Origin of the sequence: Hydrogenophilus thiooxidans, from assembly GCF_019049855.1 — a bacterium.
Taxonomy (GTDB): Bacteria; Pseudomonadota; Gammaproteobacteria; order Burkholderiales; family Rhodocyclaceae; genus Hydrogenophilus; species Hydrogenophilus thiooxidans.
This window is the reverse complement of record NZ_JAHLSY010000025.1, coordinates 1-24,583: the sequence shown is the minus strand read 5'-3', so window position 1 is coordinate 24,583 and position 24,583 is coordinate 1. Positions and strand designations below refer to the sequence as shown.

27 protein-coding genes and 1 tRNA gene are annotated in these 24,583 nt (G+C 61.8%); 24 read left to right on the top strand and 4 right to left on the bottom strand.

Translation table 11 applies throughout. The features are described from left to right. The 9 genes from KUL93_RS09895 to KUL93_RS09855 form a co-directional block, all read left to right on the top strand. The coding region (locus KUL93_RS09895) for a hypothetical protein (protein ID WP_217126886.1) at positions 1 to 259 on the top strand (259 nt) is incomplete at its 5' end. A 173-nt stretch (positions 260 to 432) separates the two neighbouring features. Continuing rightward, complete coding sequence (gene rsxA, locus KUL93_RS09890; RefSeq protein WP_119335556.1) at positions 433 to 1,011, top strand: electron transport complex subunit RsxA; 579 nt, start codon at positions 433 to 435, stop codon at positions 1,009 to 1,011. A 19-nt stretch (positions 1,012 to 1,030) separates the two neighbouring features. Then, a complete protein-coding gene (rsxB, locus tag KUL93_RS09885) occupies positions 1,031 to 1,594 on the top strand; it encodes an electron transport complex subunit RsxB (protein ID WP_217126885.1) in 564 nt (187 codons plus the stop codon). Next, positions 1,591 to 3,279 carry an electron transport complex subunit RsxC gene (gene rsxC / locus KUL93_RS09880; RefSeq protein ID WP_217126884.1) on the top strand — a complete coding sequence of 563 codons (1,689 nt, stop codon included), beginning with the start codon at positions 1,591 to 1,593 and terminating at the stop codon, positions 3,277 to 3,279. The genes rsxB and rsxC overlap by 4 nt, the downstream gene beginning before the upstream one ends. Then, the gene (locus tag KUL93_RS09875) at positions 3,276 to 4,268 is read left to right on the top strand and encodes an RnfABCDGE type electron transport complex subunit D (RefSeq protein WP_217126883.1); all 993 of its coding nucleotides are present in this window, start codon (positions 3,276 to 3,278) and stop codon (positions 4,266 to 4,268) included. Before rsxC ends, KUL93_RS09875 begins: the two co-directional genes overlap by 4 nt. Further along, positions 4,265 to 4,954, top strand: a complete 690-nt coding sequence (locus KUL93_RS09870; RefSeq protein WP_217126882.1) for an RnfABCDGE type electron transport complex subunit G — start codon at positions 4,265 to 4,267, stop codon at positions 4,952 to 4,954. The genes KUL93_RS09875 and KUL93_RS09870 overlap by 4 nt, the downstream gene beginning before the upstream one ends. Further along, positions 4,951 to 5,661: an electron transport complex subunit RsxE gene (gene rsxE, locus KUL93_RS09865; RefSeq protein ID WP_217126881.1), complete on the top strand. Its 711-nt coding sequence runs from the start codon at positions 4,951 to 4,953 to the stop codon at positions 5,659 to 5,661. The genes KUL93_RS09870 and rsxE overlap by 4 nt, the downstream gene beginning before the upstream one ends. Before the next feature lie 11 nt (positions 5,662 to 5,672). Next, positions 5,673 to 6,335, top strand: coding sequence for an endonuclease III (gene nth, locus KUL93_RS09860; RefSeq protein ID WP_249419416.1), 663 nt, complete (start codon positions 5,673 to 5,675; stop codon positions 6,333 to 6,335). Next, the gene (locus KUL93_RS09855) at positions 6,335 to 6,760 is read left to right on the top strand and encodes a DUF1841 family protein (RefSeq protein ID WP_217126879.1); all 426 of its coding nucleotides are present in this window, start codon (positions 6,335 to 6,337) and stop codon (positions 6,758 to 6,760) included. Before nth ends, KUL93_RS09855 begins: the two co-directional genes overlap by 1 nt. A gap of 37 nt (positions 6,761 to 6,797) precedes the next feature. On the opposite strand, the gene KUL93_RS09850 is transcribed toward KUL93_RS09855, so the two are convergent. After that, the gene (locus tag KUL93_RS09850; RefSeq protein WP_217126878.1) at positions 6,798 to 7,571 is read right to left on the bottom strand and encodes an oxygen-binding di-iron domain-containing protein; all 774 of its coding nucleotides are present in this window, start codon (positions 7,569 to 7,571) and stop codon (positions 6,798 to 6,800) included. A gap of 157 nt (positions 7,572 to 7,728) precedes the next feature. Between KUL93_RS09850 and fliO the strand changes: the two genes are divergently transcribed. The 5 genes from fliO to miaA all read left to right on the top strand — a co-directional run bounded on the left by fliO (position 7,729) and on the right by miaA (position 11,057). Next, a complete protein-coding gene (fliO, locus tag KUL93_RS09845) occupies positions 7,729 to 8,106 on the top strand; it encodes a flagellar biosynthetic protein FliO (RefSeq protein ID WP_217126877.1) in 378 nt (125 codons plus the stop codon). A 91-nt stretch (positions 8,107 to 8,197) separates the two neighbouring features. Next, a complete protein-coding gene (gene fliP / locus KUL93_RS09840) occupies positions 8,198 to 8,920 on the top strand; it encodes a flagellar type III secretion system pore protein FliP (protein WP_217126887.1) in 723 nt (240 codons plus the stop codon). A 10-nt stretch (positions 8,921 to 8,930) separates the two neighbouring features. Beyond that, positions 8,931 to 9,197, top strand: coding sequence for a flagellar biosynthesis protein FliQ (fliQ, locus tag KUL93_RS09835; protein WP_119335565.1), 267 nt, complete (start codon positions 8,931 to 8,933; stop codon positions 9,195 to 9,197). A gap of 63 nt (positions 9,198 to 9,260) precedes the next feature. Next, the gene (gene fliR, locus KUL93_RS09830) at positions 9,261 to 10,061 is read left to right on the top strand and encodes a flagellar biosynthetic protein FliR (protein ID WP_217126876.1); all 801 of its coding nucleotides are present in this window, start codon (positions 9,261 to 9,263) and stop codon (positions 10,059 to 10,061) included. A gap of 21 nt (positions 10,062 to 10,082) precedes the next feature. After that, positions 10,083 to 11,057 carry a tRNA (adenosine(37)-N6)-dimethylallyltransferase MiaA gene (gene miaA, locus KUL93_RS09825; RefSeq protein WP_197713644.1) on the top strand — a complete coding sequence of 325 codons (975 nt, stop codon included), beginning with the start codon at positions 10,083 to 10,085 and terminating at the stop codon, positions 11,055 to 11,057. Here the strand turns inward: miaA and KUL93_RS09820 are convergent. Together KUL93_RS09820 and purM are read right to left on the bottom strand one after the other, a co-directional pair. Then, positions 10,991 to 12,298, bottom strand: coding sequence for a hypothetical protein (locus KUL93_RS09820; RefSeq protein WP_217126875.1), 1,308 nt, complete (start codon positions 12,296 to 12,298; stop codon positions 10,991 to 10,993). The genes miaA and KUL93_RS09820 overlap by 67 nt on opposite strands. 6 nt (positions 12,299 to 12,304) lie before the next feature. Next, entirely contained in the window at positions 12,305 to 13,354 is a 1,050-nt protein-coding gene (gene purM / locus KUL93_RS09815; RefSeq protein ID WP_217126874.1) for a phosphoribosylformylglycinamidine cyclo-ligase, read from the bottom strand. A gap of 95 nt (positions 13,355 to 13,449) precedes the next feature. Between purM and KUL93_RS09810 the strand changes: the two genes are divergently transcribed. From KUL93_RS09810 to panC, 6 genes are read left to right on the top strand one after another with little or no spacing between them, the layout of a single operon-like run. Continuing rightward, a complete protein-coding gene (locus KUL93_RS09810) occupies positions 13,450 to 14,145 on the top strand; it encodes an HdaA/DnaA family protein (protein ID WP_217126873.1) in 696 nt (231 codons plus the stop codon). A 3-nt stretch (positions 14,146 to 14,148) separates the two neighbouring features. Next, positions 14,149 to 14,826 carry a histidinol-phosphatase gene (locus KUL93_RS09805; RefSeq protein WP_217126872.1) on the top strand — a complete coding sequence of 226 codons (678 nt, stop codon included), beginning with the start codon at positions 14,149 to 14,151 and terminating at the stop codon, positions 14,824 to 14,826. Further along, positions 14,823 to 16,211, top strand: a complete 1,389-nt coding sequence (gene pcnB, locus KUL93_RS09800; RefSeq protein ID WP_217126871.1) for a polynucleotide adenylyltransferase PcnB — start codon at positions 14,823 to 14,825, stop codon at positions 16,209 to 16,211. The genes KUL93_RS09805 and pcnB overlap by 4 nt, the downstream gene beginning before the upstream one ends. Next, the gene (folK, locus tag KUL93_RS09795; RefSeq protein ID WP_217126870.1) at positions 16,211 to 16,762 is read left to right on the top strand and encodes a 2-amino-4-hydroxy-6-hydroxymethyldihydropteridine diphosphokinase; all 552 of its coding nucleotides are present in this window, start codon (positions 16,211 to 16,213) and stop codon (positions 16,760 to 16,762) included. Before pcnB ends, folK begins: the two co-directional genes overlap by 1 nt. 35 nt (positions 16,763 to 16,797) lie before the next feature. Next, complete coding sequence (gene panB / locus KUL93_RS09790) at positions 16,798 to 17,613, top strand: 3-methyl-2-oxobutanoate hydroxymethyltransferase (protein ID WP_217126869.1); 816 nt, start codon at positions 16,798 to 16,800, stop codon at positions 17,611 to 17,613. Between the two features lie 48 nt (positions 17,614 to 17,661). Then, positions 17,662 to 18,519 (top strand): pantoate--beta-alanine ligase, encoded by an 858-nt coding sequence (panC, locus tag KUL93_RS09785; RefSeq protein WP_217126868.1) that lies wholly within the window; start codon positions 17,662 to 17,664, stop codon positions 18,517 to 18,519. Positions 18,520 to 18,642: 123 nt separating this feature from the next. On the opposite strand, the gene acs is transcribed toward panC, so the two are convergent. Further along, positions 18,643 to 20,598, bottom strand: coding sequence for an acetate--CoA ligase (gene acs / locus KUL93_RS09780; RefSeq protein WP_217126867.1), 1,956 nt, complete (start codon positions 20,596 to 20,598; stop codon positions 18,643 to 18,645). Between the two features lie 139 nt (positions 20,599 to 20,737). On the opposite strand from acs, the gene KUL93_RS09775 reads away from it, so the two are divergent. From KUL93_RS09775 to KUL93_RS09760, 4 genes are all read left to right on the top strand, one after another. Next, positions 20,738 to 22,273, top strand: coding sequence for a fumarate hydratase (locus tag KUL93_RS09775; protein ID WP_217126866.1), 1,536 nt, complete (start codon positions 20,738 to 20,740; stop codon positions 22,271 to 22,273). A gap of 47 nt (positions 22,274 to 22,320) precedes the next feature. Further along, positions 22,321 to 23,955, top strand: a complete 1,635-nt coding sequence (locus KUL93_RS09770; protein ID WP_217126865.1) for an ATP-binding protein — start codon at positions 22,321 to 22,323, stop codon at positions 23,953 to 23,955. Positions 23,956 to 24,001: 46 nt separating this feature from the next. Continuing rightward, a tRNA-Thr gene (locus KUL93_RS09765) sits at positions 24,002 to 24,077 on the top strand. Between the two features lie 4 nt (positions 24,078 to 24,081). After that, positions 24,082 to 24,531: a YgjP-like metallopeptidase domain-containing protein gene (locus KUL93_RS09760; protein WP_217126864.1), complete on the top strand. Its 450-nt coding sequence runs from the start codon at positions 24,082 to 24,084 to the stop codon at positions 24,529 to 24,531. Positions 24,532 to 24,583 lie beyond the last annotated feature (52 nt).

The window sequence follows — 24,583 nt, the reverse complement described above, 5'->3', positions numbered from 1 at the left end:
GGCTATCCCAAATTGTCAAAGAACCAACATCCTCGCGACAGAAGCGGAACTGTATCAAACTACCCGCCACTCCGTCAACCCCCCAGCACCGCAACGCTTTAGCAACACTTGCTACTCCACCGCTCAAGCACCGCAGCGCAAGGGAAGGCGCGATTATACGGGTTCATTGACGCATGTCAACACGGAGAACGTATCATCACAGTGCGCCGTTGCTTTTGCCGGTTCCGGTGCTTTTCCCTGGGTTTTGTATCGCCTGTAACGACAAGAACAAGAGCGCGCGCTTGATTGGGAAAGAGAAGCGAGGTCGCCGCAGCCCCCGACTTCGAAACCATACGAACGGATCGAAGTGAATGCCGTACTGGCATAACGCTTGAATTGCGCGCAGGAGGGGGGGATAATCGGTAGGTTCGCGAGTCATGTCAGGTCTGCCCGATGGCACACTATCTCTTACTGGTAATTGGCGCAGCGCTCGTCAACAACGTCGTCTTGGTCCGCATCTTGGGGCTTTGCCCTTTCATGGGGGTGTCGAAAAAGGTCGACACGTCGGTGGGCATGGGGCTGGCGACGCTTTTCGTGCTGACGCTCGCTTCGGGATGCAGCTATTTGATCGAGACCTACCTCCTTGAACCGTTCGAGCTACAGTACCTACGCACGCTCTCGTTCATCGTGGTCATCGCGGCGATCGTGCAATTTACGGAAGCCGTGATCCAGAAGACGAGCCCGTTGCTCCATCAAGTACTGGGCATTTATCTCCCGTTGATCACGACGAACTGTGCGGTCTTGGGAGTTCCGTTGCTGGCGGTTGCCGGGCAGTACGATTTCATCGAGTCGTTGTTGTTTGGCGCCGCTTCTGCGGCCGGGTTTACGCTGGTGATGGTGCTCTTTGCCGGCATTCGTGAGCGACTCGAAGGCGCCGACGTTCCCACCCCCTTTCGCGGGACAGCGATCGCGCTGATCACCGCGGGAATCATGAGTCTGGCATTTATGGGCTTTGCCGGACTCGATCGTTGACGAAAAAAAGGAAATGCGAATGCTAACCGCGCTCTTGGTGATGGGCGGAATCGCACTGGTGCTCGGTGTCATCTTGGGCTGGGCAAGCGTGCGGTTTCGTGCCGAAGGGGATCCGATCGTCGATCAGATCGACGCCATTTTGCCGCAAACGCAGTGCGGCCAGTGCGGGTACCCGGGCTGCCGTCCCTACGCCGAAGCAATCGCGAAAGGAGAAGCGGACATCAACCGGTGCCCCCCCGGTGGCGATGAAGGGGTGCGCCGCCTGGCGGAACTCTTGGGTCGGGAATACAAACCGCTCGAGCAAGAGGAAGCGGCTGCGAAACCTAAATCCGTCGCAGTCATCGACGAGACCCGCTGCATCGGGTGCACGTTGTGCATCCAAGCGTGCCCGGTCGATGCGATCGTCGGCGCAGCAAAACAGATGCACACTGTGATCGACGCGCAGTGCACCGGGTGCGAATTGTGCGTTGCGCCGTGCCCCGTTGACTGCATCACGATGGAGCCGATCCCCGAATCGCTGGAAACCTGGAAGTGGCCCAAGCCGACGGGGTCATCGGAAAGAAAAACGACGGAGACGGTATGAGGTGGTTTTCCTGGCTGACCTCGTCAGCGGCGAACACATTAGTCGACCCGGTTTCGGGGCGGAAGCTTTACCCGATCGACGGGGGGATCGCTTTTGCCGATTACCACAAGCAGGAGACCGCCGACATTCCGATCCGAAACGTCGCGATGCCATCGCATTACATCGTTCCGCTTCGGGTCAATCCTCGCTTCACTGCACGACCGATCGTCGATATCGGTGCCCGGGTACGGAAAGGGGAAAAAATCGGTGAGTCCGAAGGGAAATTTGGCGTCGCAGTGCACGCGCCGACCTCAGGTGTGATTCGCGATCTGGGGCAATACCCGATGACCCATGTCTCAGGGTTGCCCGCGCTGGCGTACTTCATCGAACCCGACGGCAAAGATGAGGCGATCGAACCCACACCGTATCGGGGCGCTTGCGACGACACGGATCGCATTCGCGACTTCCTCCAACAGATGGGGCTAGCAGGATTGGGCGGCGCAGCGTTCCCTTCACACGCCAAAGTGGCGTCGAGCCCGGTAAAAACCCTCATCATCAACGGAGCCGAATGTGAGCCCTGGATCACGTGTGACGACCGGCTGATGCGCGAACATGCGAGCGAAATCGTCGCAGGCGCGTGCGACCTGGCCGCTGCCATTCACGCACAAGAGATTTTGATCGGTATCGAAGACAATAAACCCCAAGCCATTGCGGCGATGCAAGCCGCCGCGGCCAACCATGGCACGGTCACCGTAGTGGCGATCCCGACCATCTACCCAGCCGGCGGGGAAAAACAGCTGATCGAACGCCTGACGGGCATCGAGGTGCCCTACGGTCACCTTTCGGCCGAATTCGGGGTGTTGGTGTTCAACGTGGGCACCGCGCGCGCCGTCCATCGTGCGCTCACCTACGGCGAACCGTTACTCGAGCGCGTCGTCACGCTGACGGGTGCCGCGGACAATCCCGGCAACCGTTGGGTTCGGATCGGTCATCCCATTGCGGAACTCATCCCAGAGATGGCACCCAAACCAGAGGTCGATCGCTACCTCTTGGGCGGGCCGATGACCGGTTTTGCGATTCCCGACCTCGACGCACCGATCCTCAAAGGGAGTAACTGTATCATTGCCGCATCGCCGGCGCTCTTCCCGCCACCGCCGCCGGAACAGCCGTGCATTCGTTGCGGTGCCTGCGCGCCGGTGTGCCCCGCGCGTCTCGAACCCATGGAGCTCTATTGGTTCGCCCGGGCGCAACAATTCGGCAAAGCGCAGGAGTTTCACCTGTTCGATTGCATCGAATGCGGCTGCTGCGCCTATGTCTGCCCCGCGCACATCCCGCTCGTCGATTACTACCGTTACGCCAAAAGCGAGATTTGGGAGCGCGAACGGGAAAAAAGCAAAGCCCAGCAATCGAAAGCCCGTTTCGAATTCCGCAATTACCGCTTGGAACGGGAAAAAGCGGAAAAAGCGGCGCGCGCTGCCGCGAAAGCCGCCGAAACGAAGCGACGACTCGAAGCGCAAGCGCAAGAGTCTCACGCTGAAGCGACCGCAAGTGGCACCAACGACCGCGATGGCGCCGCTTCGCCATCCGCACCGGATGCAAACGATGCCGCTGCACGAAAAAAGGCGCTCGTTGAAGCGGCGCTGGCGCGCGCCCGTGCGAAACGGGCTGCAGAGGCGACAGAACCTTCCGGAGAGAATCGGGAATGATCACGGCACCTTATTGGCGCGCACCGGTGAGTGTCACCCGCGTGATGGGATGGGTTTTGCTTGCGCTCATTCCAGCGATCGTGCTCCACGTGATTTTCTTCGGCCCGGTGCTGTTGGCGCAATTGCTCTTGGCCAGCGTCGCCGCCGTTGCCGTCGAAGCGCTGCTGCTGTGGGTGCGGCGAAGACCGGTGGTTTCCGCGATCACCGACCTTTCGGCGCTCGTCACCGCTTGGTTGTTGGTCCTTGCTTTGCCCGCAACCGTTCCGTGGTGGTTGACGCTATTGGGAATCGTGATTGCGATCGGGGTCGCAAAACAGCTTTATGGTGGCATTGGGCAAAACCCGTTCAACCCGGCGATGGTCGCTTTTGCGGCGCTGATCGTTTCGTTTCCAGCAGAGCTCTCGCGCTGGCCGTTACCAACGACACCCGTTGCGTGGCAATGGGCCAGCTTCCTTGGAACCCCCAACGTCGATGCACTGGCGAGCGCGACCGTGTTGGACACGCTCCGGACCGCGGTCCATAGTGGCCAGGCGGTTAGTGAGCTCTTGGGGCGTTCGCCCGTTTTCGGTACCCTCTCGGGTGCCGGGTACGAGTGGATCGCAGTGGCGTTCCTGGCGGGTGGCCTCCTCTTATGGCTTCGGGGGATCATCCCGGGACGCCTTCCTTTTGCGTTTCTTCTGACCTTGGGGGTTCTGTCCACCCTCGCCTGGCTGGTCGCCCCAGAACGGTTCGCGCCCCCGTGGGTCCATCTCTTCGCGTACAGCACGATGCTGGCCGCATTCTTCATCATCACCGACCCGGTGAGCGGGGTGGTCACGCCACGCGGGCAATGGGTGTTCGCTGCGGGCGCTGCGCTGCTCGTTTTCTTGATCCGCCATTTCGGACAATTTCCGGACGGGGTCGCGTTTGCGGTTCTGCTGATGAATCTGGCGGCCCCATGGATCGAGATGAAGACCCAACCGCGCGTCTTTGGGGAGGACCACCCATGACGTCGGCTACCCAACCCACCGTTTGGCAAGCGGTGCTCCGCTCGTCGTTGCTCTTGACCCTGTTTGCCGCGGCGTTTACGCTGCTGATGAGTGGCGCCTACCAACTGACCCGCGCGCCGATTGCAGCAGCGATTCAAGCAGAAGAGCTGCGACTGGTTCGGGCACTCGTCCCACCGTCTCCTCCTGCGCGCACCATCCGCGAGATAACGTTACCTGAAGCGATCACGAAGGCGCTCGATCTCAACCCGCCGGCCAAAGGGTACGTGGTCTTTCGTGAGGCCGAACCCGAGCTGGTGATCGTGCCGGCAAGAAGCCGACAAGGGTACGGTGGCGACGTCGTCGTGATCGTCGCGGTCAATAAAAGCGGGGAACTCATGGGCGCCCGCGTCACCCAACACCATGAGACGCCGGGGCTTGGCGACTATATCGACCCAGAGCGCGATCGCAACAAAACGCGCCCCTGGATCACGCAGTTCTCAGGGATAGCGATCGCCGCGCACCCAACTCCGTGGCGGGTGAAAAAGGACGGCGGATTCGTCGATGCGCACGCGGGTGCGACGATCAGCGCTCGCGCCGCAACGATGGCAATCGAGCGCGGCGCGCGGGTGGCGAGCAGCGCCTTCGCACAATTGGTCGCGTTAGCCAATCGCGAACGCGGAAACGACGAGAAAGGGAACCAACCATGAACGGCCATGGAACGATCGCCAACGAATTGGGCGTAAATGGGCTCTGGAAACAGAATCCGGCGTTGATCCAAATGCTGGGGCTGTGTCCGACGCTCGCGGTCAGTACCAGTTTCGTGAACGCGGTCAGTTTGGGGTTGGCTACGGTTGTCGTGATGATGATCGCCAGTACCGCGGTTGCGGTATTGCGTCATGTGATCCCGCGTGAGATCCGAATTCCCGTTTTCATTCTCATCATCGCGGGGTTGGTGACCGTGGTCGACCTCCTGATGAATGCCTATTTCCATTCCCTCTATTTGGTTTTAGGCATTTTCGTGCCGCTGATCGTTACCAACTGCATCGTGTTGGCGCGCGTCGAGGCGTTCGCCGCGAAAAATCGCCCAGATTACGCAGGGTTGGACGCATTGATGATGGGGTTGGGGCTCGTCTGGGTGTTGGCGCTGATCGGTGCGATTCGTGAGATCATTGGACAAGGGACGCTCTTTGCCGGAATCGAATGGATCGTGCCGTCTTGGTCCGCGATTACGCTGTTCGGCGAGACGTCGCGGGGGTTCCTGTTGGCGATGTTGCCGCCGGGCGCGTTCATCGTGCTGGGCTTTTTGGTCGCTGCGCACAACGCGCTCACCGCGTGGCAAAAAGCGCGAACGAAAAAACGCACTTTGGCGGCATCCGCGCCCGCTGCACCAACGCCCGTCGGGGGTGAGGCGTGACCGCTGCGCTGATGAGCGACGCCGCGGTGGCGGAGGCTTTTGCGCGCTGGCAAGCCAACAACCCGGAGCCGACCACCGAACTGCACTACGGCAACCCCTTCCAGCTCTTGGCTGCAGTGGTGCTCTCTGCGCAGGCAACGGACAAAAGCGTCAATGCCGCTACCCAAACCCTCTTTGCGGTCGCACCCGACGCCTGTTCGATGGCGCAGCTCTCCGAAGCGGAAATTGCCGCACACATCCGGAAGATTGGCCTTTACCAAAGCAAAGCGCGCAATTTGAAGCGCCTTGCCGAGCGGCTCTGCGCGGAGTGTCACGGCGAAGTCCCCAACGACCGCGCGTACCTGGAAAGCCTACCGGGTGTCGGGCGTAAGACCGCGAACGTCGTGCTCAATACGCTCTTCGGAGCAGAAACGATCGCGGTTGACACCCACATCTTTCGTGTCAGCAACCGGATGGGGCTGGCACCGGGCAAAACCGTTCGGGAAGTGGAAGATCGGCTCATGGCGCGCGTGCCCAAACCGTATCGCCGCCATGCGCACCATTGGTTGATCCTGCACGGGCGCTACACCTGCACGGCGCGGCGCCCCCAGTGCGCGCAGTGCTTGGTTGCCGATTTGTGCGGCTACCCCGAAAAGTCGGTCCCGCTGCAACCGCTTACCACAGAGGAGGCGTGATGCTCTTTCAACCATCCCGGGACGATGTCCGCCGTTTTCTGGCCGAGAGCTATCGCCGGTGGCGGGCCGGATTACCGCTCGAACCGATGCAGGCGGTTGCCGCCGAGGTGATCGCGCTCCACCCGGACTACTTTGCACTCTTTGACGATGAAACGCGGCTTTTTCGCGATTACACACCGGAAGATGGCGGCGTCAACCCCTTTTTGCATTTGACGCTGCATTTGGCCGTAGCCGAACAGTTGGCGATCGACCAACCGCCTGGCATCAAGGCGCTCTACGCTGCCCGGGTGAAAAAGCGTGGCGATCCGCACGAAGCGTTGCACGATCTGGTCGAAGCGCTGGGCGTGACGCTCTTCGAAGCGCAACGCGCTGGCCGCATGCCGGACAACGACAGCTATCTGGAACGGATCCGCCGCTTGCCGTGAGGCGAAGCGCGCCCATGCTGCGTGGTGCGTCGACCGATCAGCGGGGCACGCGGTAGTTGTCCTGCGTCATCAGGTCGACGCCACACGGGAACGATTCCACCCAATCGATGAACCGCTGGACCATCGCTCTGCCCTCGAATCGTTGCCCGTGCTGCGGCACGATCATTTCGATCTCGAGTGAGCGCGCCATGTTCGCCCAATAGCGCAGGATCTTTTGCGACACCATATAGCGCCGGTGAAACGCGCTCATCTTGGGAATATGTGCGTCGAAATCGGCCACCGGTTTCGCGGCTTGGCTATGGTCGACGATCGAAACGCCCAAATCGCCAGAAAAGAGGATTTTCGCGACCGGATCGTAAAACTGGAAGTTCCCTTCCGCGTGCATGAAGTGTGCCGGCAGCGCGATGACTTCGCTGTTGCCGAGCGGGATTCGCATTCCCTCGTCGGGAATTCCCAGAATACGGTCGGAGTAATCTTTCCCTGTGGTGAAATGGGGCACGAACCGCGTCCACAGGTTCGAAATGTACACCTTTGCGTGCGAGGTGATCAGCCATTTATTGACGGACGCGATGATGTCCGGGTCGGCGTGGGACGCGAAGATATAGTCGATATCTTGCGGCCGGCAATATTTGGACATTCCCATCAACAGACCCGTATGGGTCATATTGCCGCCGGGGTCGAAGAGCGCTGCATGGTGCGCGTCGATCACCAGGAATTGGTTGCATTGCACCGCGTGGTTGCGTTCTTCATCGACCAAGTCGTAGAACCCGAGCACGACGTGCTCACCATTGTTGAAGAGCTCGATTGCCATCAGCGATTCCTTGCCTTGCTGCGAGTGTTCTGCGCCATTTTCCCACAAAAGGCACGAAAGGAAATAGTGCTGTAAAAAAGGTGTGTTTTTCCCCCTTTTTCTCCCCACCATCTGGCGGAGGCACGCGCGACAATGGCAACGCAGAAGGAGCGACACGATGAACTGGGATCCACAGTGGGCGCCGCTTGTGCGGCTGATCGGCGTGTTGGTTTTGTTGGTGGTGGTGGCGTGGGGAGTCAGCCAATGGCTGAAGCGTCGCCCCGGCGGCGCGAGCGGTAACCGGCAATTGCGCGTCGTCACCGCCATTGCCGTAGGCACCCGAGAACGGGTGGTCCTGCTCGAAGTAGAAGGCGAACGGGTGCTCGTGGGCGTGACACCACAACAGATCACCCCGCTGTGGCACAAGGGTTTTGCCCAGACGATCGCGAACGTTCAGCACAGGCGCTCTGCACCCTCTGCGGACGTCACATCAAAAGAATCCATCCCCCAACCGCAAGACGAGGGCCGCGATGACACCCATCGCCAACCGGAATAACCGCCCCACGGTACCGATGCGGCATTCATTCGGGCACGAGCAAACCGTGACGAAGCGCCGTCGACACGTTTCGTGGTTTGCCGTGTTCTTCATGGCTTGCGCGCTCTTCCTGATCAGTCACCCGGTACTCGCGCAACAGGGCATTCCGCTCGCGACCGTGACGCCGCAACCCAACGGCACGTCGAGCTATTCGCTCAACGTGCAGACGCTGCTGCTCCTTACCGCACTCACGTTCCTTCCCGCGGCGTTGCTGATGATGACGAGTTTCACCCGCATCATCATCGTGCTGTCGCTGCTGCGCATGGCGTTGGGAACCCAAACCTCGCCCCCCAACCAGGTGCTGATCGGCATCGCGCTCTTTCTCACCTTCTTCATCATGGCGCCCGTTTTCGACCGCATCTACCAAGAAGCGTGGGTACCCTACCAGAACGATACGCTGCCGTTCGAGGCGGCCGCAGAAAAAGCCGCGGAGCCGCTCAAAGCGTTCATGCTGGCGCAAGTTCGTGAAAACGATCTGCGGCTTTTCGCCGATTTGGCACAAACCCCAGCGGTCGAAAAACCTGAGTCGCTGCCGCTGCGTGTGATCGTGCCCGCGTTTCTTACCTCTGAATTGAAAACCGCGTTTCAGATCGGCTTCGTGATCTTTTTGCCGTTTCTCATCATCGACATGATCGTCGCGTCGGTGTTGATGTCGATGGGGATGATGATGGTCTCACCCATCCTGGTCGCGCTGCCGTTCAAACTCCTGGTCTTCGTGCTGGTCGACGGCTGGACGCTGTTGGTTGGTTCGCTCGTTCGCAGTTTTGGTCTTTAGGAGAAAAGCGATGCATGCTGCGCTGTTCGATTTGGCCAGGGACGCCGTGATCACGACGCTGCTCCTTGCAGCACCGCCGTTTCTGGCGGCGCTGCTCACGGGGTTGCTGGTGAGTATCTTCCAAGCCGCAACGCAGATCAACGAGATGACACTCACGTTCATTCCGAAATTCGTTGCGGTGGTCGCCACCTTGGTCTTCATGGGCCCCTGGATGGGACAGACGATCACCGATTTCATGACGCGTCTGATGACCGATCTGCCACTACTCCTTTCCTGATCCACATCCTGCGGCTGCTTGCCTATCAGGCTGGTCGCAGCGCCTCCAGGGAAAAGTCCCCCGATGCTCACCCTCTCGGAAACGCAATGGAGCACGTGGCTCGCCCTTTATGGGCTACCCTTGTTTCGCGTGCTGGCGCTCCTCACCGCCGCCCCGGTCTTTTCGAACCGTGCGGTTCCCACCCGCGTTCGCCTGGCGCTGGGGCTTGCGGTAACCTTGGTGCTTGCGCCCACGCTCGCGCCGCTTCTCAAGCCGCTACCGCTCGGCTCCTGGCTGATTCTGCCCGCGATCGTCAGCGAAATCCTCATCGGTATCGCGATCGGTTTTTTCCTGCGCCTCATCTTCGCAGCGATCGATCTCGCTGCAGCGTTCGTCGGGTTCCAAATGGGGCTGTCGTTCGCCGTTTTCTTCAGCCCGACGAGCGGCGCACAGACCCCAGTCCTCAACGAGTTCATCGGGGTTTTCGCCACCCTTCTCTTTTTGGCACTGGACGGTCATTTGATGCTGATTCTGGCGCTGGCGCGGAGCTTCGAATGGTTGCCACCGCTTGGCGGTCCTTGGGCATGGGAAGCCGGGTGGGCGGTTGCGGTGCAAGTGCCCGCGATCCTCTTCACCACCGCGTTCATGATCGCGCTCCCCGTTACCGCAGCTCTGTTGCTCACCAATATCGCGCTGGGTTTTCTCACCCGCACCGCGCCGCAACTCAACATCTTCGCCATCGGGTTTCCGATCACGATCACGATCGGTTTCTTGGCGCTCTGGGCCGTCTTTCCCGCGCTGGGGACGGCGATGCAGCAACTGTTCGCCGATGGGTTGTCGTGGGCAGAGCGCTTTCTCCACGCCCTGGGCGCGCTGCCCACCTAGCGATCGGGTACCATTACCCCCGTGACGACGACTGCATCCCCCCTCCCCCTACCGGCGATCCTCGGTCCGACCGCGTGCGGGAAGACAGCCCTCGCGCTGGCGCTGGCCGAACGCTTTCCCGTCGAAGTGATCAGCGTCGACTCGGCGCTGGTCTATCGCGGCATGACGATTGGAACCGCGAAGCCGGATGCGTCCGAACGGGCCCGGTGTCCGCACCACCTGATCGATCTCGTCGAACCCGAAACAACCTACACAGCCGGGCGTTTCGTCGCCGACGCCGAGCGGGTAGCGGCAGAGATTGCTGCACGCGGCCGGATCCCGCTGTTGGTTGGCGGTACGATGCTCTACGCCAAGGCGTTGCACGAAGGCTTGGCGGCTTTGCCTGCCGCGGACGCCACGCTACGCGCCGAAATCGACGCACGCGCCGCACGCGAAGGGTGGCCGAAACTCCATGCTTGGCTTGCGGAACACGATCCGGAAACGGCGGCACGGCTTTCGCCGAACGACCGGCAACGCATCCAACGCGCCCTCGAAGTGGTGTTGACCACGGGCAAACCCATGGCAGCGGTGCTGGCCGAGCACCAAGCACAAGCGCCGCGCGATCGACTGACCCTTTTGGCGTTGATTCCCGGGTCACGGACTTGGCTGCACGACCGGATCGCGGCACGATTTCACCAAATGCTGGCCGCCGGGTTCGTCGCGGAAGTGGCGGCACTCCGGCAGCGCCCAGCCTTGACTGCGGAACATCCGTCGATGCGCGCAGTGGGCTACCGCCAGGTTTGGGCCTATCTGGACGGGCAACTGAGCGAAACGGAAATGATCGCGGCAGGCATTGCGGCGACACGCCAACTGGCGAAACGGCAACTGACCTGGTTGCGGCAATTCACGAACCGCTGGCCACGCGTCACGGTGCTCGATCCGTGTGACCCTCAGCTGATTGCCAAAGCCAGCGCCTGGCTTTGCCGGACTGCGATCGCTGCGACCACCAAAGCGTAGCCGATCATCGCATAACGCCAGTTGCCCCGGGCGAGCTGGACTGCAGAGAGGCCGAAGCGCGCTTCCAGTAACAGATGGACCCCCGAAAGGGGGTTCACCGCCAACCCCAGTGCCCACGTACCCAAGAACATGAGCGCAAGCACGACAGGGTCTGGTGCCAGCGGCGCGAACCACGAACTGACGATGGTGATGGTGATCACCGCATGAACGCCAATGGAGGCAAGCGCGATCATCCCGGCCAAAGTCAAGGCGGCCACGACCCAATCGAAACGGGCAACGGGTAACCAGTGGCCGATCACCGGCAGCCACGACTCGATGCCCACGGCGAACACCCCTGCGGCAAGGAAAAGCAGCAACTCCCCGCGCATCAAGGGCAACCGCTCGACGATATGGTGGTAGAGCGTATGTTGCCAATCCGCTGCCGAGGCGCGAACCAGCAACACGACGAACGGCAACCCCATTGCGGCAAGATTGATCACCGAAAGCATCGCCCAATCCGGACGCCATTCATGCCCCACGACGACCAGCGTTGACATCGCGAACGGCAAAAACAACTGCCGTGGCGTCAACGGATAGTCGGGCAACGATGCCAATGCTTCGGCGGGATAACGGCGGACGATCTCGGCAATCGAAAACGCAATCAACACGACAGCCAGCGGCGCGCCATACTGCGCGATCGCAGCAAGCGACGCACCGGGTGCGTAGGTGATCGCCACCGCCATCGCGGCAAAGAACGGAGACCACAACGCCGCGGCGAGGAACCCGCGCGCCAGCGCCCGCGCCATCGGCTCCGGGAGCGGCGCGTGCGATCGCTTGACCAATTGTTCGACCGTGATCACGACCATCGAAAGATTGATCACGGCACCGATGAGGTGCACCGCGCTCACCACTTGCAGCAGCCGCCGCCACGGCGGTGCTGGGCACGTTTCCGCACGCACCGCAGGCGGCGCTGGCGCGACCAACTGCAAAAAGGTGACGCTGGCGAGCATCGCGATCAGGAGCGTATTTTGAGTGAGCATTTTCGCCCACGCCACGGAATGCCCCGTCGCCGCTGCCGAGAGCGCAAGCAGCAGACCGATTCCCAAGAGCGCGCCGACGGTGCGCTTTTGCCGCGCGTCGAGCTGCGGAAAGAGCCACGGCGTCAATAGCCAGGCAAGCGCGCCCGCCCACGGCAAGGTGGGCGCACCCATCCCCCCTGTGGTGGCGAGCAGCGCCACCGCAAAAATCCCCCAACCGCGCATCGGCGATCAGACGTACCGCACGTGCGGCGCCCCTTCGTGCGCGACGATCGCGCCAATCCGGTAAACCCTTTCCCCCATTGCCGCAAGGGTTGCCGCAACCGCATCCGCGGCACCGGGGTCGACCACCACCGTCATACCGATGCCGCAGTTGAAAACACGCAGCATCTCATCGTCGGCAACATCTCCGTGCGCTTGCAGCCATTGGAAGAGTTCCGGGCGTGGCCACCCGTTGCGCTCGATCTCAGCCGCCGTACCCTGCGGCAACACGCGCGGCAGGTTTTCGGTCAATCCGCCGCCCGTGATGTGCGCCAGCGCCTTGATCGCGTCGCGGTGCGCCGCGAGCGCGGCGAGGATACTCTTGACATAGAGCCGAGTGGGCGCCATCACTGCGTCGCGCAGCGGCCGACCGTCGAGGAGCACGTTCGCGTCCGCCTCTGGGTCATCCCCCAATCCCGCACGGGCCAAAATCTTGCGAATGAGCGAATAGCCATTGGAATGGGCGCCGCTACTGCCCAACCCAAGCACCACGTCCCCTGGTGCCACGTTCTTGCCATCGAGCAGCTGCGCGCGCTCGACCACCCCCACCGCGAAACCGGCCAGATCGTATTCGCCATCGGGGTACATATCGGGCATCTCTGCCGTCTCCCCGCCGATCAGCGCGCACCCACACGCTTCGCACGCCTGAGCGATACCGGCGACCACCCGTTCGGCAACCCCGACGTCGAGCCGACCACACGCGAAGTAGTCGAGGAAAAAGAGCGGCTCTGCCCCTTGCACCAGGATGTCATTGACGCTCATCGCCACCAGGTCTTGGCCGACGGTGTCGTGACGATCCCACGCGAACGCCAATTTCAGCTTGGTACCAACACCGTCGGTCCCCGAAACCAGCACGGGATCGCGATAGCGCTGCCCCAAAGCGAAGAGCGCCCCAAAGCCGCCGATACCGGCAAGCACTTCTGGCCGCATCGTCCGCGCGGCCCAAGGTTTGATGCGGTCAACGAGCGCGTCCCCAGCGTCGATATCGACACCGGCATCCCGATAAGTCAATCCCGCCACGTTCGGCTCCCTTGCAGAAATGGTTGGTCACGGCGATAATTCGCACTTTCCGAATTGTACGACGAACGGTTACCGAGACGCGAGACACCCGGCCGGTGCAACTGCTACTGGATCTTTTCGACCCTCTGCCCCAACGCTTCGACAATTTCGAACCGCTGGGCAACGAAGCGCTCGTTGCGACGCTCGAACGGTTTGCCGTAAACGAACCGATGCCGGGGGTGACCACCCCTCATCTCGCGATTTGGGGGCCAGCGGGAAGCGGCAAAAGCCACCTGTTGCACGCCGTCGCGGAAACGGTGCGCCGTAACGGCAACGTCGCCTGCTACTGCCCGTTGCGCGAACCGTTTCTTGAACCGCCACCGCAATTGTCGGGTGCCGTGGTCCTCTTCGACGATCTCGACGCGGCGGACGCCGCGGCACAAGAGGCGCTCTTTCATGCGTTCAACCGCGCCGAACGCCTCAAGCAGCGGTGGTTGGTCGCGGCGAACGCCCCGCCGCATCAATTGCCTTTGCGGGAAGATCTGCGCACCCGGTTGGCGCTGCTTCCCCTCCTGCCGGTAACGCCGCTCGACGACACAGGGCGGGCGCGCCTCATCGCGAGACGTGCCGCAGAATGGGGGGTAGCGATTTCCGACGATGCCGTGCGCTTTTTGCTCACCCATGCGTCGCGGGCCATTCCCGAGCTCTTGCTGGTACTCGAAGCCGCCAGCGAAGAGAGCCTGCGCCGGGGCAAACCGATCACCGCACCGCTCGTCAAAGCGGTGTGGCAACTGATTTCACAGGAACCCTGAACGATGGATTTGACCCTGTTCGATCTGGACAATACGCTACTTGCCGGTGACTCCGACTTCAACTGGGCCCAATTCCTCATCGGCAAAGGCTTGATCGACCGCGAGCTGCACGAAGCGAAAAACCAGCAGTTCTACGACGACTATCTGGCCGGTACGCTCGACATCGACGCCTTCTTGGCGTTTCAACTCGCCCCCCTGGCGCGCCACGATCGGGAAACGTTGGAAGCGCTGCGCGCCGAATACCTCGAGACGGTCGTCCGCCCGATGATGTTGCCGCGCGCGCAAGCCGAAGTCGCAGCGGCCCGTGCGCGCGGTGACCTCGTTGCGGTCGTCACCGCGACCAACGCCTTCGTCACCGGCCCGATCGTCCGCGCGTTCGGTATCGAACACCTGATCGCGACGATCCCCGAGGTGGAACACGGCTGTTTCACCGGCCGCTGCCGCGGCACACCGGCGTTTCAAGCGGGCAAGATCGCGCGCGTCGAGGCGTGGCTGGAGTCGCTGGGTTATTGGTGGAATTCGTTTACGACGATCCGCTTCTACAGCGATTCGCACAACGACCTGCCGCTCCTTACCCGCGTCGATGAGCCGATCGCGGTCGATCCCGATCCGACGTTGCGGGAAGCCGCGCAGCGTAACGGCTGGCGTATCGTCTCGTTCCGGGAGCCGAGGGAAAGATGATTCGCAAAATCTTGCGCACACTCACCGCTAAAATCGCTCCGCGCCCGAAACTTGCGGTATTGAACGCGGCGCACTACGGCATCGCCCCGGAGCAGATCTCCCCTGCGGCACGGCGGGTGTGTGAAACGCTGCAACGCAACGGCCATCAGGGATTGATCGTCGGCGGCGCGGTGCGCGACCTGATTTTGGGGCGAAAACCCAAAGATTTCGACATCGCGACCGACGCGCCCCCGGAGCGGGTGCGCGCCCTTTTCCGCCGTTCCCGGATCATCGGCCGCCGCTTTCGCATCGTCCATGTCTATGCGGGACGGGAAACGGTCGAAGTGACCACGTTTCGCGCCCACGTCGACCCCAACGCGCTGGCCACGGACGAACATGGCCGTATTCTCGAAGACAACGTCTTTGGCACCATCGAAGAGGACGCGCTGCGCCGCGACTTCACCGCGAATGCGCTCTACTACGACCCGATTCAAGGCGTGATCCACGACTTCCACCACGGCGTGGGTGACCTGCAAGCGGGTGTGCTGCGGATGATCGGCGACCCCGAAAAGCGCTACCGCGAAGACCCCGTGCGGATGCTTCGTGCCGTGCGCCTGGCCACGAAGCTCGGCTTGACGATCGATGCGGCCGCACGGGCGCCACTGCGCCGCCTTGCGCCGCTTCTTGCGAACGTTCCCCAAGCACGGTTGGTCGATGAACTCTTCAAAGTCCTTACTTCCGGTCGCGCCCTGCACTGCCTGGCGCGCCTGCAGGAAGAGGGATTGGCCGAACACGCTCTCGCGCCGGTAGAGCGGTTGCTTGCCGTGCCCCACTACCGTACGTTTCTCGAGATCGCGCTTGACGCAACCGACCGGCGAATTCACGAGGGAAAACCGGTTTCCCCCGCGTTCACGCTTGGCGCGATGCTCTGGCCGGTGGTGCGTGAAGCGTGGGTTGCCGGGGAACAGGCCGGACTGCCCCGCGTGCCGGCACTGCAAGCGGCATGCGACGAAGTCCTTTCCGGAGATTTCGCGGCGCTCGCGCTGACGCGCGCGATGGCTGCCGACATGCGGGAACTTTGGTTGCTGCAACCCCGGTTCGAGAAACGGACGGGGAAATACCCGTACCGGCTGCTTACACAATCGCGTTACCGAGCGGCATGGGACTTCCTGATGTTGCGGGTCCGCGCCGGCGAAGTGCCCGAAGCGCTGGGCATGTGGTGGGAACGCTTCGCCCACGCCAGCGAAGCCGAACGCGCCGAACTGATCCGCGCCGTGCAACAGGGAAACGCCCCTGGCAAGAAAAAACGCCGGCGCCGCAAGAAAGCGAAACCGCGCTCCGCGGACGCTGCCGTCGCACAAACGGATGCGGCGCCACCCGTTGCGACACCGAGCAAGGAGGCGTGATGACCCAAAACCCTTTCGTCACGGCCTATGTCGGCCTTGGCGCGAACTTGGGGGACGCCCCCGGGCAACTGGCTGCCGCCGTACAGCGCCTCACCCTGCTGCCCCGCACCGAAGTGATCGCGCTCTCGCACCTCTACCGCAGCGGCGCGATCGAGGTCGATGCCCCGCAACCCGACTACTACAACGCGGTTGCGGCGCTGCGTACCCAGCTCGATGCCGAGGCGCTGCTTGCTGCGTTACTCGCGCTCGAAGCGCGTTTCGGCCGCATCCGCACGGGCTACCATTCGCCGCGGACGCTGGATCTCGATCTACTCCTCTACGGCAACGAACGCTATTGCTTGCCGCACCTGACCGTACCCCATCCGCGGCTTCACCAGCGCGCGTTCGTGCTGTTGCCACTGTTGGAGCTGGCCCCGGACCTGACCGCACCGGGCCTGGGACGGTTACTCGACTACCTACCGGCCGTAGCGGCGCAGCCGATTACTCGGATCGCACCGCTTGCCGCACCCGAATCGACACGTTTGCAACCGATAGAGGCTTTGGCACAATGACACCCTATGCGCAACCCAACCCGGGAGCCACCGCGATGAACGCTGCAGAGAAAGCATCACCCGTAACTCTGACCACTTTGCAACGCATGCGTGAAAACGGTGAGAAGATCGCGATGCTCACCTGTTATGACGCCGCGTTTGCCGCACTGCTCGATCGTGCCGGCGTCGATGTCCTGCTGGTCGGCGATTCGTTGGGCAACGTCATTCAAGGGCACAAGACGACGTTACCGGTGACCCTCGAGCAGATGTGTTACCACACGGCGTGTGTCGCGCGCGGCGCGCACCGCCCCTTCATCGTCGCAGACCTACCTTTCGGCAGTTACCAGCAAAGCCCCGAACAGGCGTTCGCGAGCGCGGCGCAACTGATGGCTGCTGGCGCCCAGATGGTGAAGCTCGAAGGGGGCATGCCGATGGTCGATACCGTGCAATTCCTGGTCGAACGCGGTATCCCGGTCTGCGCCCACATCGGCTTTACCCCGCAAGCCGTCAACCAACTGGGCGGGTACCGGGTGCAAGGGCGCTTGGAAGCGGAAGCCGAACGGCTCTATCTCGAAGCCGCAGCGTTGGAGTCTGCGGGTGCGGCGATGATCGTGCTCGAAATGGTGCCGCGCGCGGTCGCAAAAGAGGTCACCCGCCGCACCGACGAAATGATCACGATCGGCATCGGCGCCGCCCCCGAATGTCACGGGCAAGTGCTCGTCCTCTACGACATCCTCGACATTTTTCCGGGACGCAAAGCCCGTTTCGTACAAAACTTCCTTGCCGGCGCAGAAAGCATCCACGCTGCGGTTGCCGCGTACGTCAACGCCGTGAAAAGCGGCGCGTTTCCCACGGAAGCGCACTGTTACTGACGCGGTGCCGCAAAACATCGAACCGATCCGACGACGCACGGAGGGGTGATGGACCGCACGTTACAGACCTTCACGACGACCCGCGCTTGGCGGGAATGCCGCGCCACGCTTGGTGAGGTCGCTTTCGTCCCGACGATGGGCGCGCTGCACGAAGGCCATTTGGCGCTCGCACGGCAAGCGCTCGCACGCACGCCCAACGTGGTGGTGAGCATCTTCGTAAACCCGCTGCAATTCGGTCAAAACGAAGACTACGGCCGTTACCCGCGGATGCTCGAACGCGATGCGGCGCTGTTGCACTCGGTTGGCGTGCCGTATCTCTTTGCGCCCGACGTCGCGGAAATGTACCCGGAACCGCAGCAGTTCTTCGTCGAACCCCCGGAACGCTACGCCGCGATTCTGGAAGGAGCCGCACGTCCGGGGCACTTCCGCGGTGTTGCTACCGTCGTGATGAAGCTCTTAGCGATCATCCAACCCACGATCGCCCTCTTTGGCAAGAAAGATTACCAACAGTTGATGATCCTGCGCCGCATGGTGGAACAATTCGCGTTGCCGATCACCATCGAAGCAGGTGAGACCGTTCGTGCCGACGACGGATTGGCGCTCTCTTCTCGCAACGCCTACCTCTCGCCAGCGGAACGGCAGGAAGCGCCGCGGCTCTTCCAGGTGCTCAAAGCCACCGCGGATGCCCTCCGTGCGGGTCAAGGTACCTACGCCGCGCTGGAAGCAGAAGCGACTGCAACGCTCGCCCGCCACGGCTGGCAACCGGATTACGTTGCGATCCGGCGGCAACACGACTTGCAGCCACCTTGCTGCACCCCGCCCGATTTGGCCACAGAACCCCTCGTCGTCCTGGGCGCGGCCCGCTTGGGGACGACGCGGTTGATCGATAACATCGAGGTAGGATGACACCGGTCGTCCGTTGGTCGCAGGATAGCGTACCGGCAAGCGGCAAAAAAACCCGGCCGTGCGGCCGGGGGTAATCTCCTCTTTGTGAAGCGGGCCTTTCGCCCGCCCTCCTCCATCTGTTCGTCAGCCTTTGAGCTGCTCGAGGATCGCCGGGTTTTCGAGCGTCGAGGTGTCTTGGGTGATCGCTTCGCCCTTCGCGAGCTGGCGCAGCAAGCGGCGCATGATCTTCCCGGAACGGGTCTTCGGCAGGTTGTCGCCAAAACGGATCTCTTTCGGTTTGGCGATCGGCCCGATCTCTTTCGCCACCCAGTTCTGCAGCTCTTTGACGATCTGCGCGGCTTCTTCCCCTTCGGGGCGCGGCCGTTTCAACACGACGAACGCGACGATCGCCTCGCCGGTGACTTCGTCCGGGCGACCGACCACCGCCGCTTCGGCAACGAGTTCGTGCGCCACCAGCGCCGATTCGATCTCCATCGTCCCCATCCGGTGTCCTGAGACGTTGAGCACGTCGTCGATCCGGCCCGTGATGGTGAAGTAACCGGTTTCGGGGTCACGAATCGCACCGTCTCCTGCCAAGTAGAGCTTGCCTTGGAAGTCCGCCGGATAGTAGGACTTCTTGAAGCGCTCCGGATCGCCCCAGATGGTACGGATCATCGACGGCCACGGCTTCTTGATCACCAGGAAGCCGCCCTGACCCCACGGGACTTCGTTCCCCGTCTCATCGACCACCGCAGCCTGAATCCCCGGGAACGGCAGCGTGCACGAACCGGGCACAAGCGGCGTGGCACCGGGCAACGGCGTGATCATATGGCCGCCGGTTTCGGTCTGCCACCAGGTATCGACGATCGGGCACCGTCCGCCCCCTACTTCGCGGTAATACCACTCCCACGCCGCCGGGTTGATCGGCTCGCCGACCGAACCGAGGATCCGCAGCGACGAGAGGTCGAAACGCTTGGGATGCACGTCCGGGTTGCTCTCCGACGCCTTGATGAGCGCCCGGATTGCGGTTGGCGCGGTATAGAAGATCGAAACCTTGTGCGCTTCGATCATCCGCCAGAAGCGGCTGGCATCCGGGTAGGTGGGCACCCCTTCGAAGACAACCTGGGTGGCGCCCACCGCAAGCGGCCCGTAACAGCCGTAGGTGTGACCGGTAATCCAGCCGATATCCGCGGTACACCAGAAGATGTCCTCCGGTTTGTAATCGAAGGTCCAGAGCATTGTAAGCGCCGCGTGGGTGAGGTACCCGCCGGTGGAATGCTGTACCCCCTTCGGCTTCCCGGTCGAGCCGGAGGTGTAGAGCAAAAAGAGGGGATGTTCGGCTTCGACCCACTCGGGCTCGCACACGTCGCTTTGCCCTGCAATCGCGTCGCTCCACCACAAGTCGCGCCCTTCTACCCAATTGATTGCCATGCCGGTGCGTTTATTGACGATCACCTTCTCGACCGTGTCGCACCCGCCCATGCCGATCGCCTCATCGACGATCGCTTTCAACGGCAACTGCTTACCGCCGCGGAACTGACCGTCGGAGGTGACGACCACTTTCGCGCCGGCATCTTGGATGCGGTCTTTGAGCGCCTGCGCCGAGAAGCCACCGAACACGACCGAATGGGTTGCGCCGATGCGCGCACACGCTTGCATCGCCACCACCCCTTCGACGCCCATCGGAAGGTAGATCACAACGCGGTCGCCTTTTTTTACGCCCAGCGCTTTGAGCGCATTGGCAAACTGCGCAACCCGCTTCAACAATTCCGCGTAGGTGACTTTCGTGACCTGGCCATCGTCCGATTCGAAGATGATCGCGACACGGTCACCTTTCCCCGCTTCGACGTGGCGGTCCAGACAGTTGTACGAGGCGTTCAACACCCCGTCGGCAAACCACTTGAAGAACGGCGCGTTGGATTCGTCCAGAACCTGGGTAAACGGTTTTTTCCAGGTCAATAGATTACGCGCATGGTTGGCCCAATACCCTTCGTAGTCCCGTTCCGCCTCTTCACAGAGCCGGCGGTAGTGGTCCATCCCCGAGACCGCAGCATTTTTGACCAATGCTTCTGGCGGGTAGTAGAGCTTTTGTTCGCTCATGGCCTGACACTCCCTCTCACTTGTGGAACAAAAATCAATGTATCGGCATTATCTTACAGCAACCTTACACACGACAAGCGATCGTGCGTTGGTGGCGTTTTCGATACAATCGCGGGCAGTACAACCAGGGAGTGCACCGATGACCACCACCATTTGCGAAGCCGACTTCATCGAATCGATTGCCGACGCGTTCCAATTCATCAGTTACTACCATCCCCTGGATTTCGTCCAGGCGATGGCCGAAGCCTACGAAAACGAACAAAACCCAGCGGCCAAGGACGCCATCGCCCAAATCCTGACCAACTCGCGCATGGCCGCCGAGGGACACCGCCCCATCTGCCAGGACACCGGAATCGCCGTCGTTTTTCTGAAAGTGGGGATGAATGTCCGCTTCGACACCACGAAAAGCCTGCAGGAACTGGTCGACGAGGGGGTTCGGCGCGCCTACACCAATCCCGAAAATCCGCTGCGCGCCTCGATCCTGCGTGACCCGGCGGGCAAACGGCAAAATACTCGTGACAACACCCCCGCGGTCGTCCACTTCGAACTGGTGCCCGGTGACACCGTGGAAGTGATCTGTGCCGCGAAAGGTGGCGGTTCGGAGAACAAAGCAAAACTGGCGATGCTCAACCCGTCCGACTCGATCGTCGACTGGGTGCTCAAGACCGTCCCAACTCTGGGCGCCGGGTGGTGCCCGCCAGGGATTCTGGGGATCGGCATCGGCGGTACGCCCGAAAAAGCGATGCTGCTTGCGAAAGCGGCGTTGATGGAACACATCGACATCCACGAACTGCAAGAAAAGGCGGCGAAGGGCGAAACCCTCTCCACCGTCGAAGCGCTGCGTTTGGAACTCTACGAAAAGGTCAACGCCTTGGGAATCGGCGCACAAGGGCTTGGCGGGCTCACGACGGTACTGGACGTCAAGATCCTCGACTACCCCACGCACGCTGCAAGTTTGCCAGTGGCGCTCATTCCCAACTGCGCCGCAACGCGCCACGTCCATTTCACGCTCGACGGCTCTGGCCCAGCGCAACTCACGCCACCACGTCTCGAAGATTGGCCTGCGATCACCTGGACCCCAGACGTCAAACAGGCCAAACGGGTCGCTCTCGACACCCTCACCAAAGAAGAGGTAGCGACGTGGCGGGCAGGCGATATCCTGCTTCTTTCCGGCAAACTGCTCACCGGCCGCGACGCCGCGCACAAACGCCTCGCCGATCTCCTGGCCAAAGGCGAACCGCTACCGGTCGATTTCACCAACCGGGTGATCTACTACGTGGGCCCCGTCGACCCCGTTCCCGGTGAAGTGGTCGGCCCTGCCGGCCCCACCACCGCAACCCGTATGGACAAATTCACCCGCATGATGCTCGAAAAGACCGGGTTGATCGCGATGGTGGGCAAAGCCGAACGCGGCCCGGAAGCGGTCGCCGCAATCCGTGACCACAAAGCCGCCTATCTGATGGCGGTGGGTGGCGCTGCGTACTTGGTGGCGAAAGCGATCAAGAAAGCCCGCGTCGTTGCGTTCGAAGACTTGGGTATGGAAGCGATCTACGAATTCGAAGTCCAAGACATGCCTGTGACCGTCGCGGTCGATAGCGCGGGCAACAACGTCCATGAACGCGGTCCGCAGGAGTGGCGGGTCAAAATCGGCAAAATTCCGGTGAAGTCGGCGTAGCCAGACCGATTCGCTCTACAATCGGTAGGAGAGGAAGGGTGTCGCTGATGAGCCGTCCCCCCACGCGGCTAAAGCTACCGATCGGAATCCAGTCTTTCCGAAAAATTCGGGAAGGCGGGTTCTACTATGTCGACAAGACACCCTTCATCGCCGCGCTGGCTGAAGGCGCCAATTACTACTTCCTTTCCCGCCCGCGGCGCTTTGGCAAATCGCTCTTCCTCGACACGCTGGCTGCGGCCTTTGCTGGCGAACGAGCGCTTTTCACCGCCCACGACGGTAGCGACGGCACGGCACCGCGGCCAGCGCTGTACCTCGCGGACCATTGGGACTGGGCGAAGCGCTACCCCGTGGTGCGCATCTCGTTCGGCCAAGGCATTCGCCATTCCCCCGAAGAGCTCGATGAGGCGATCGCTTGGCAGCTCGATGCCAACGCGGCGCGACTCAATGTGCCGATCAGCCGGGCGCACGGCATCGCGGAGCGCTTTGCCGACCTGATCACCGCCGCTGCCGAGGCGTATCGCCAACGCACGGTCGTGCTGGTCGACGAATACGACAAGCCGATACTCGACCACATCACCCGCCCGGACCTTGCCGCTGTGATGCGCGAACGGTTGCGTAATTTTTACAGCGTCCTCAAAGAGCGCGACGCCGATCTCCACTTCGTGTTTCTGACAGGGGTCAGCAAATTCAGTAAAGTGAGTCTCTTTTCAGGCCTCAACAACCTGGCAGATATCACGTTGATCGATGAGTTCGCAACCCTTTGCGGCTACACCGAAACCGATCTCGACACCGTTTTCGCCCCCGAATTCATCGCTGCCGAGCAGGAGGGCCGCCCGCTTTCCCGTTCAGAGGTGCGCGCCTGGTACAACGGCTACTGGTGGGGCAGCAATGCTCGGGTCTACAACCCGTTCGACGTCCTGCAGCTTTTGCGTTTCCGCACATTCCGTCCGTGGTGGTTCGAAAGCGGCACGCCAACCTTCCTGGTCGAACTGCTCAAAGAGCGCGCCTTTTTCACGCCACGGCTCGAACGCCTCTTTGCCACCGAAGCGCTCTTGTCGTCGTTCGACGTCGAAGCGATCGAACCCGAAGCACTCCTTTGGCAGACCGGCTACCTCACCATTGCCGACGCACACTCGGCTGGAGGGCTCATCGAGTACGAGCTCACGCTGCCCAACACCGAAGTGCGCACGGCACTCAACCAAGCGCTAACCCACGTGCTTCTTCCTTCCCGTCCGGGTGAGAGCCTCACCCAAATCGTCCGGATGTTGCAACAGGGTGACTCCGAGGGCCTGCACCACCACTTCGTCCGCCTTTTCGCTTCGATACCGCACGACTGGTACCGCAACAACCCGATCGCCCAGTATGAAGGGTATTTTGCGAGCGTCTGCTACAGTCACCTAGCTAGCCTAGGGTTACCGCTCAAAGCGGAAGCGGTGAGTGAAGCAGGGCAGGTCGACCTCGTGATCGAGGCGGGTGCGACGATTTGGGTGATCGAATTCAAAGTGGTTTCCGGGGAGGCTGCCACAGGAGAAGCCATGGCCCAAATCCAGGCGCGTGACTATGCCGCCCCCTATCGCGGCAAGCCAGGTGTTGCCCGTGTGATCGAGCTTGGCGTAGAGTTCAGCAAGACTCGCCGAACCTTGGTCGGATGGCACGCGCACGAATGGGTCGCCCAACGTTAGCGTGATGTCGTACGCCCTATGCTATAATCCGCCCCGCTTCTCATCCGCCGGCATAGCTCAGCTGGTAGAGCAACCGCCTTGTAAGCGGTAGGTCGTCCGTTCGAGTCGGACTGCCGGCACCAACTCATGACCCAACCCCACCACACCCTCACCGTCGCATCAGAAACGGTCGCCGTTTACCGCAAAGCGATCAAACACCTCTACTTGCGCGTGCGTCCCGAAGACGGCACGATCTGCGTCTCCGCACCGCGCTTCGTTTCCGATACCGCAATCCGCCACTTCGTCCTGAGCAAATGGGAATGGATCGCGCGGCAGCGTACGCGCCTGGCGCACCACCCTTCTCCCGGAAAGCCCCTGGTAGACGCTGCGTGCCTTACCGCAGCGCAACCGCTCTGGTTCGAAGGCAAGCCATACCGCTTGGTATGGATGCCCGGCACCACCCGAGCGGGCGTGCGCTGCGACGCGGCGACGCAAACGGTCACGGTTGCGGTTGCGCGTACGACGCCGCCGGAACGGGTGACGCGTGCGGTTGTCGATGGCCATGTAAAAATGACCCACCTTGGCCATCGAAATTGACCCACCTTCGTTACCCTGCCTCTGATGATGTTCATCAGGAGGCGAGTTGTGT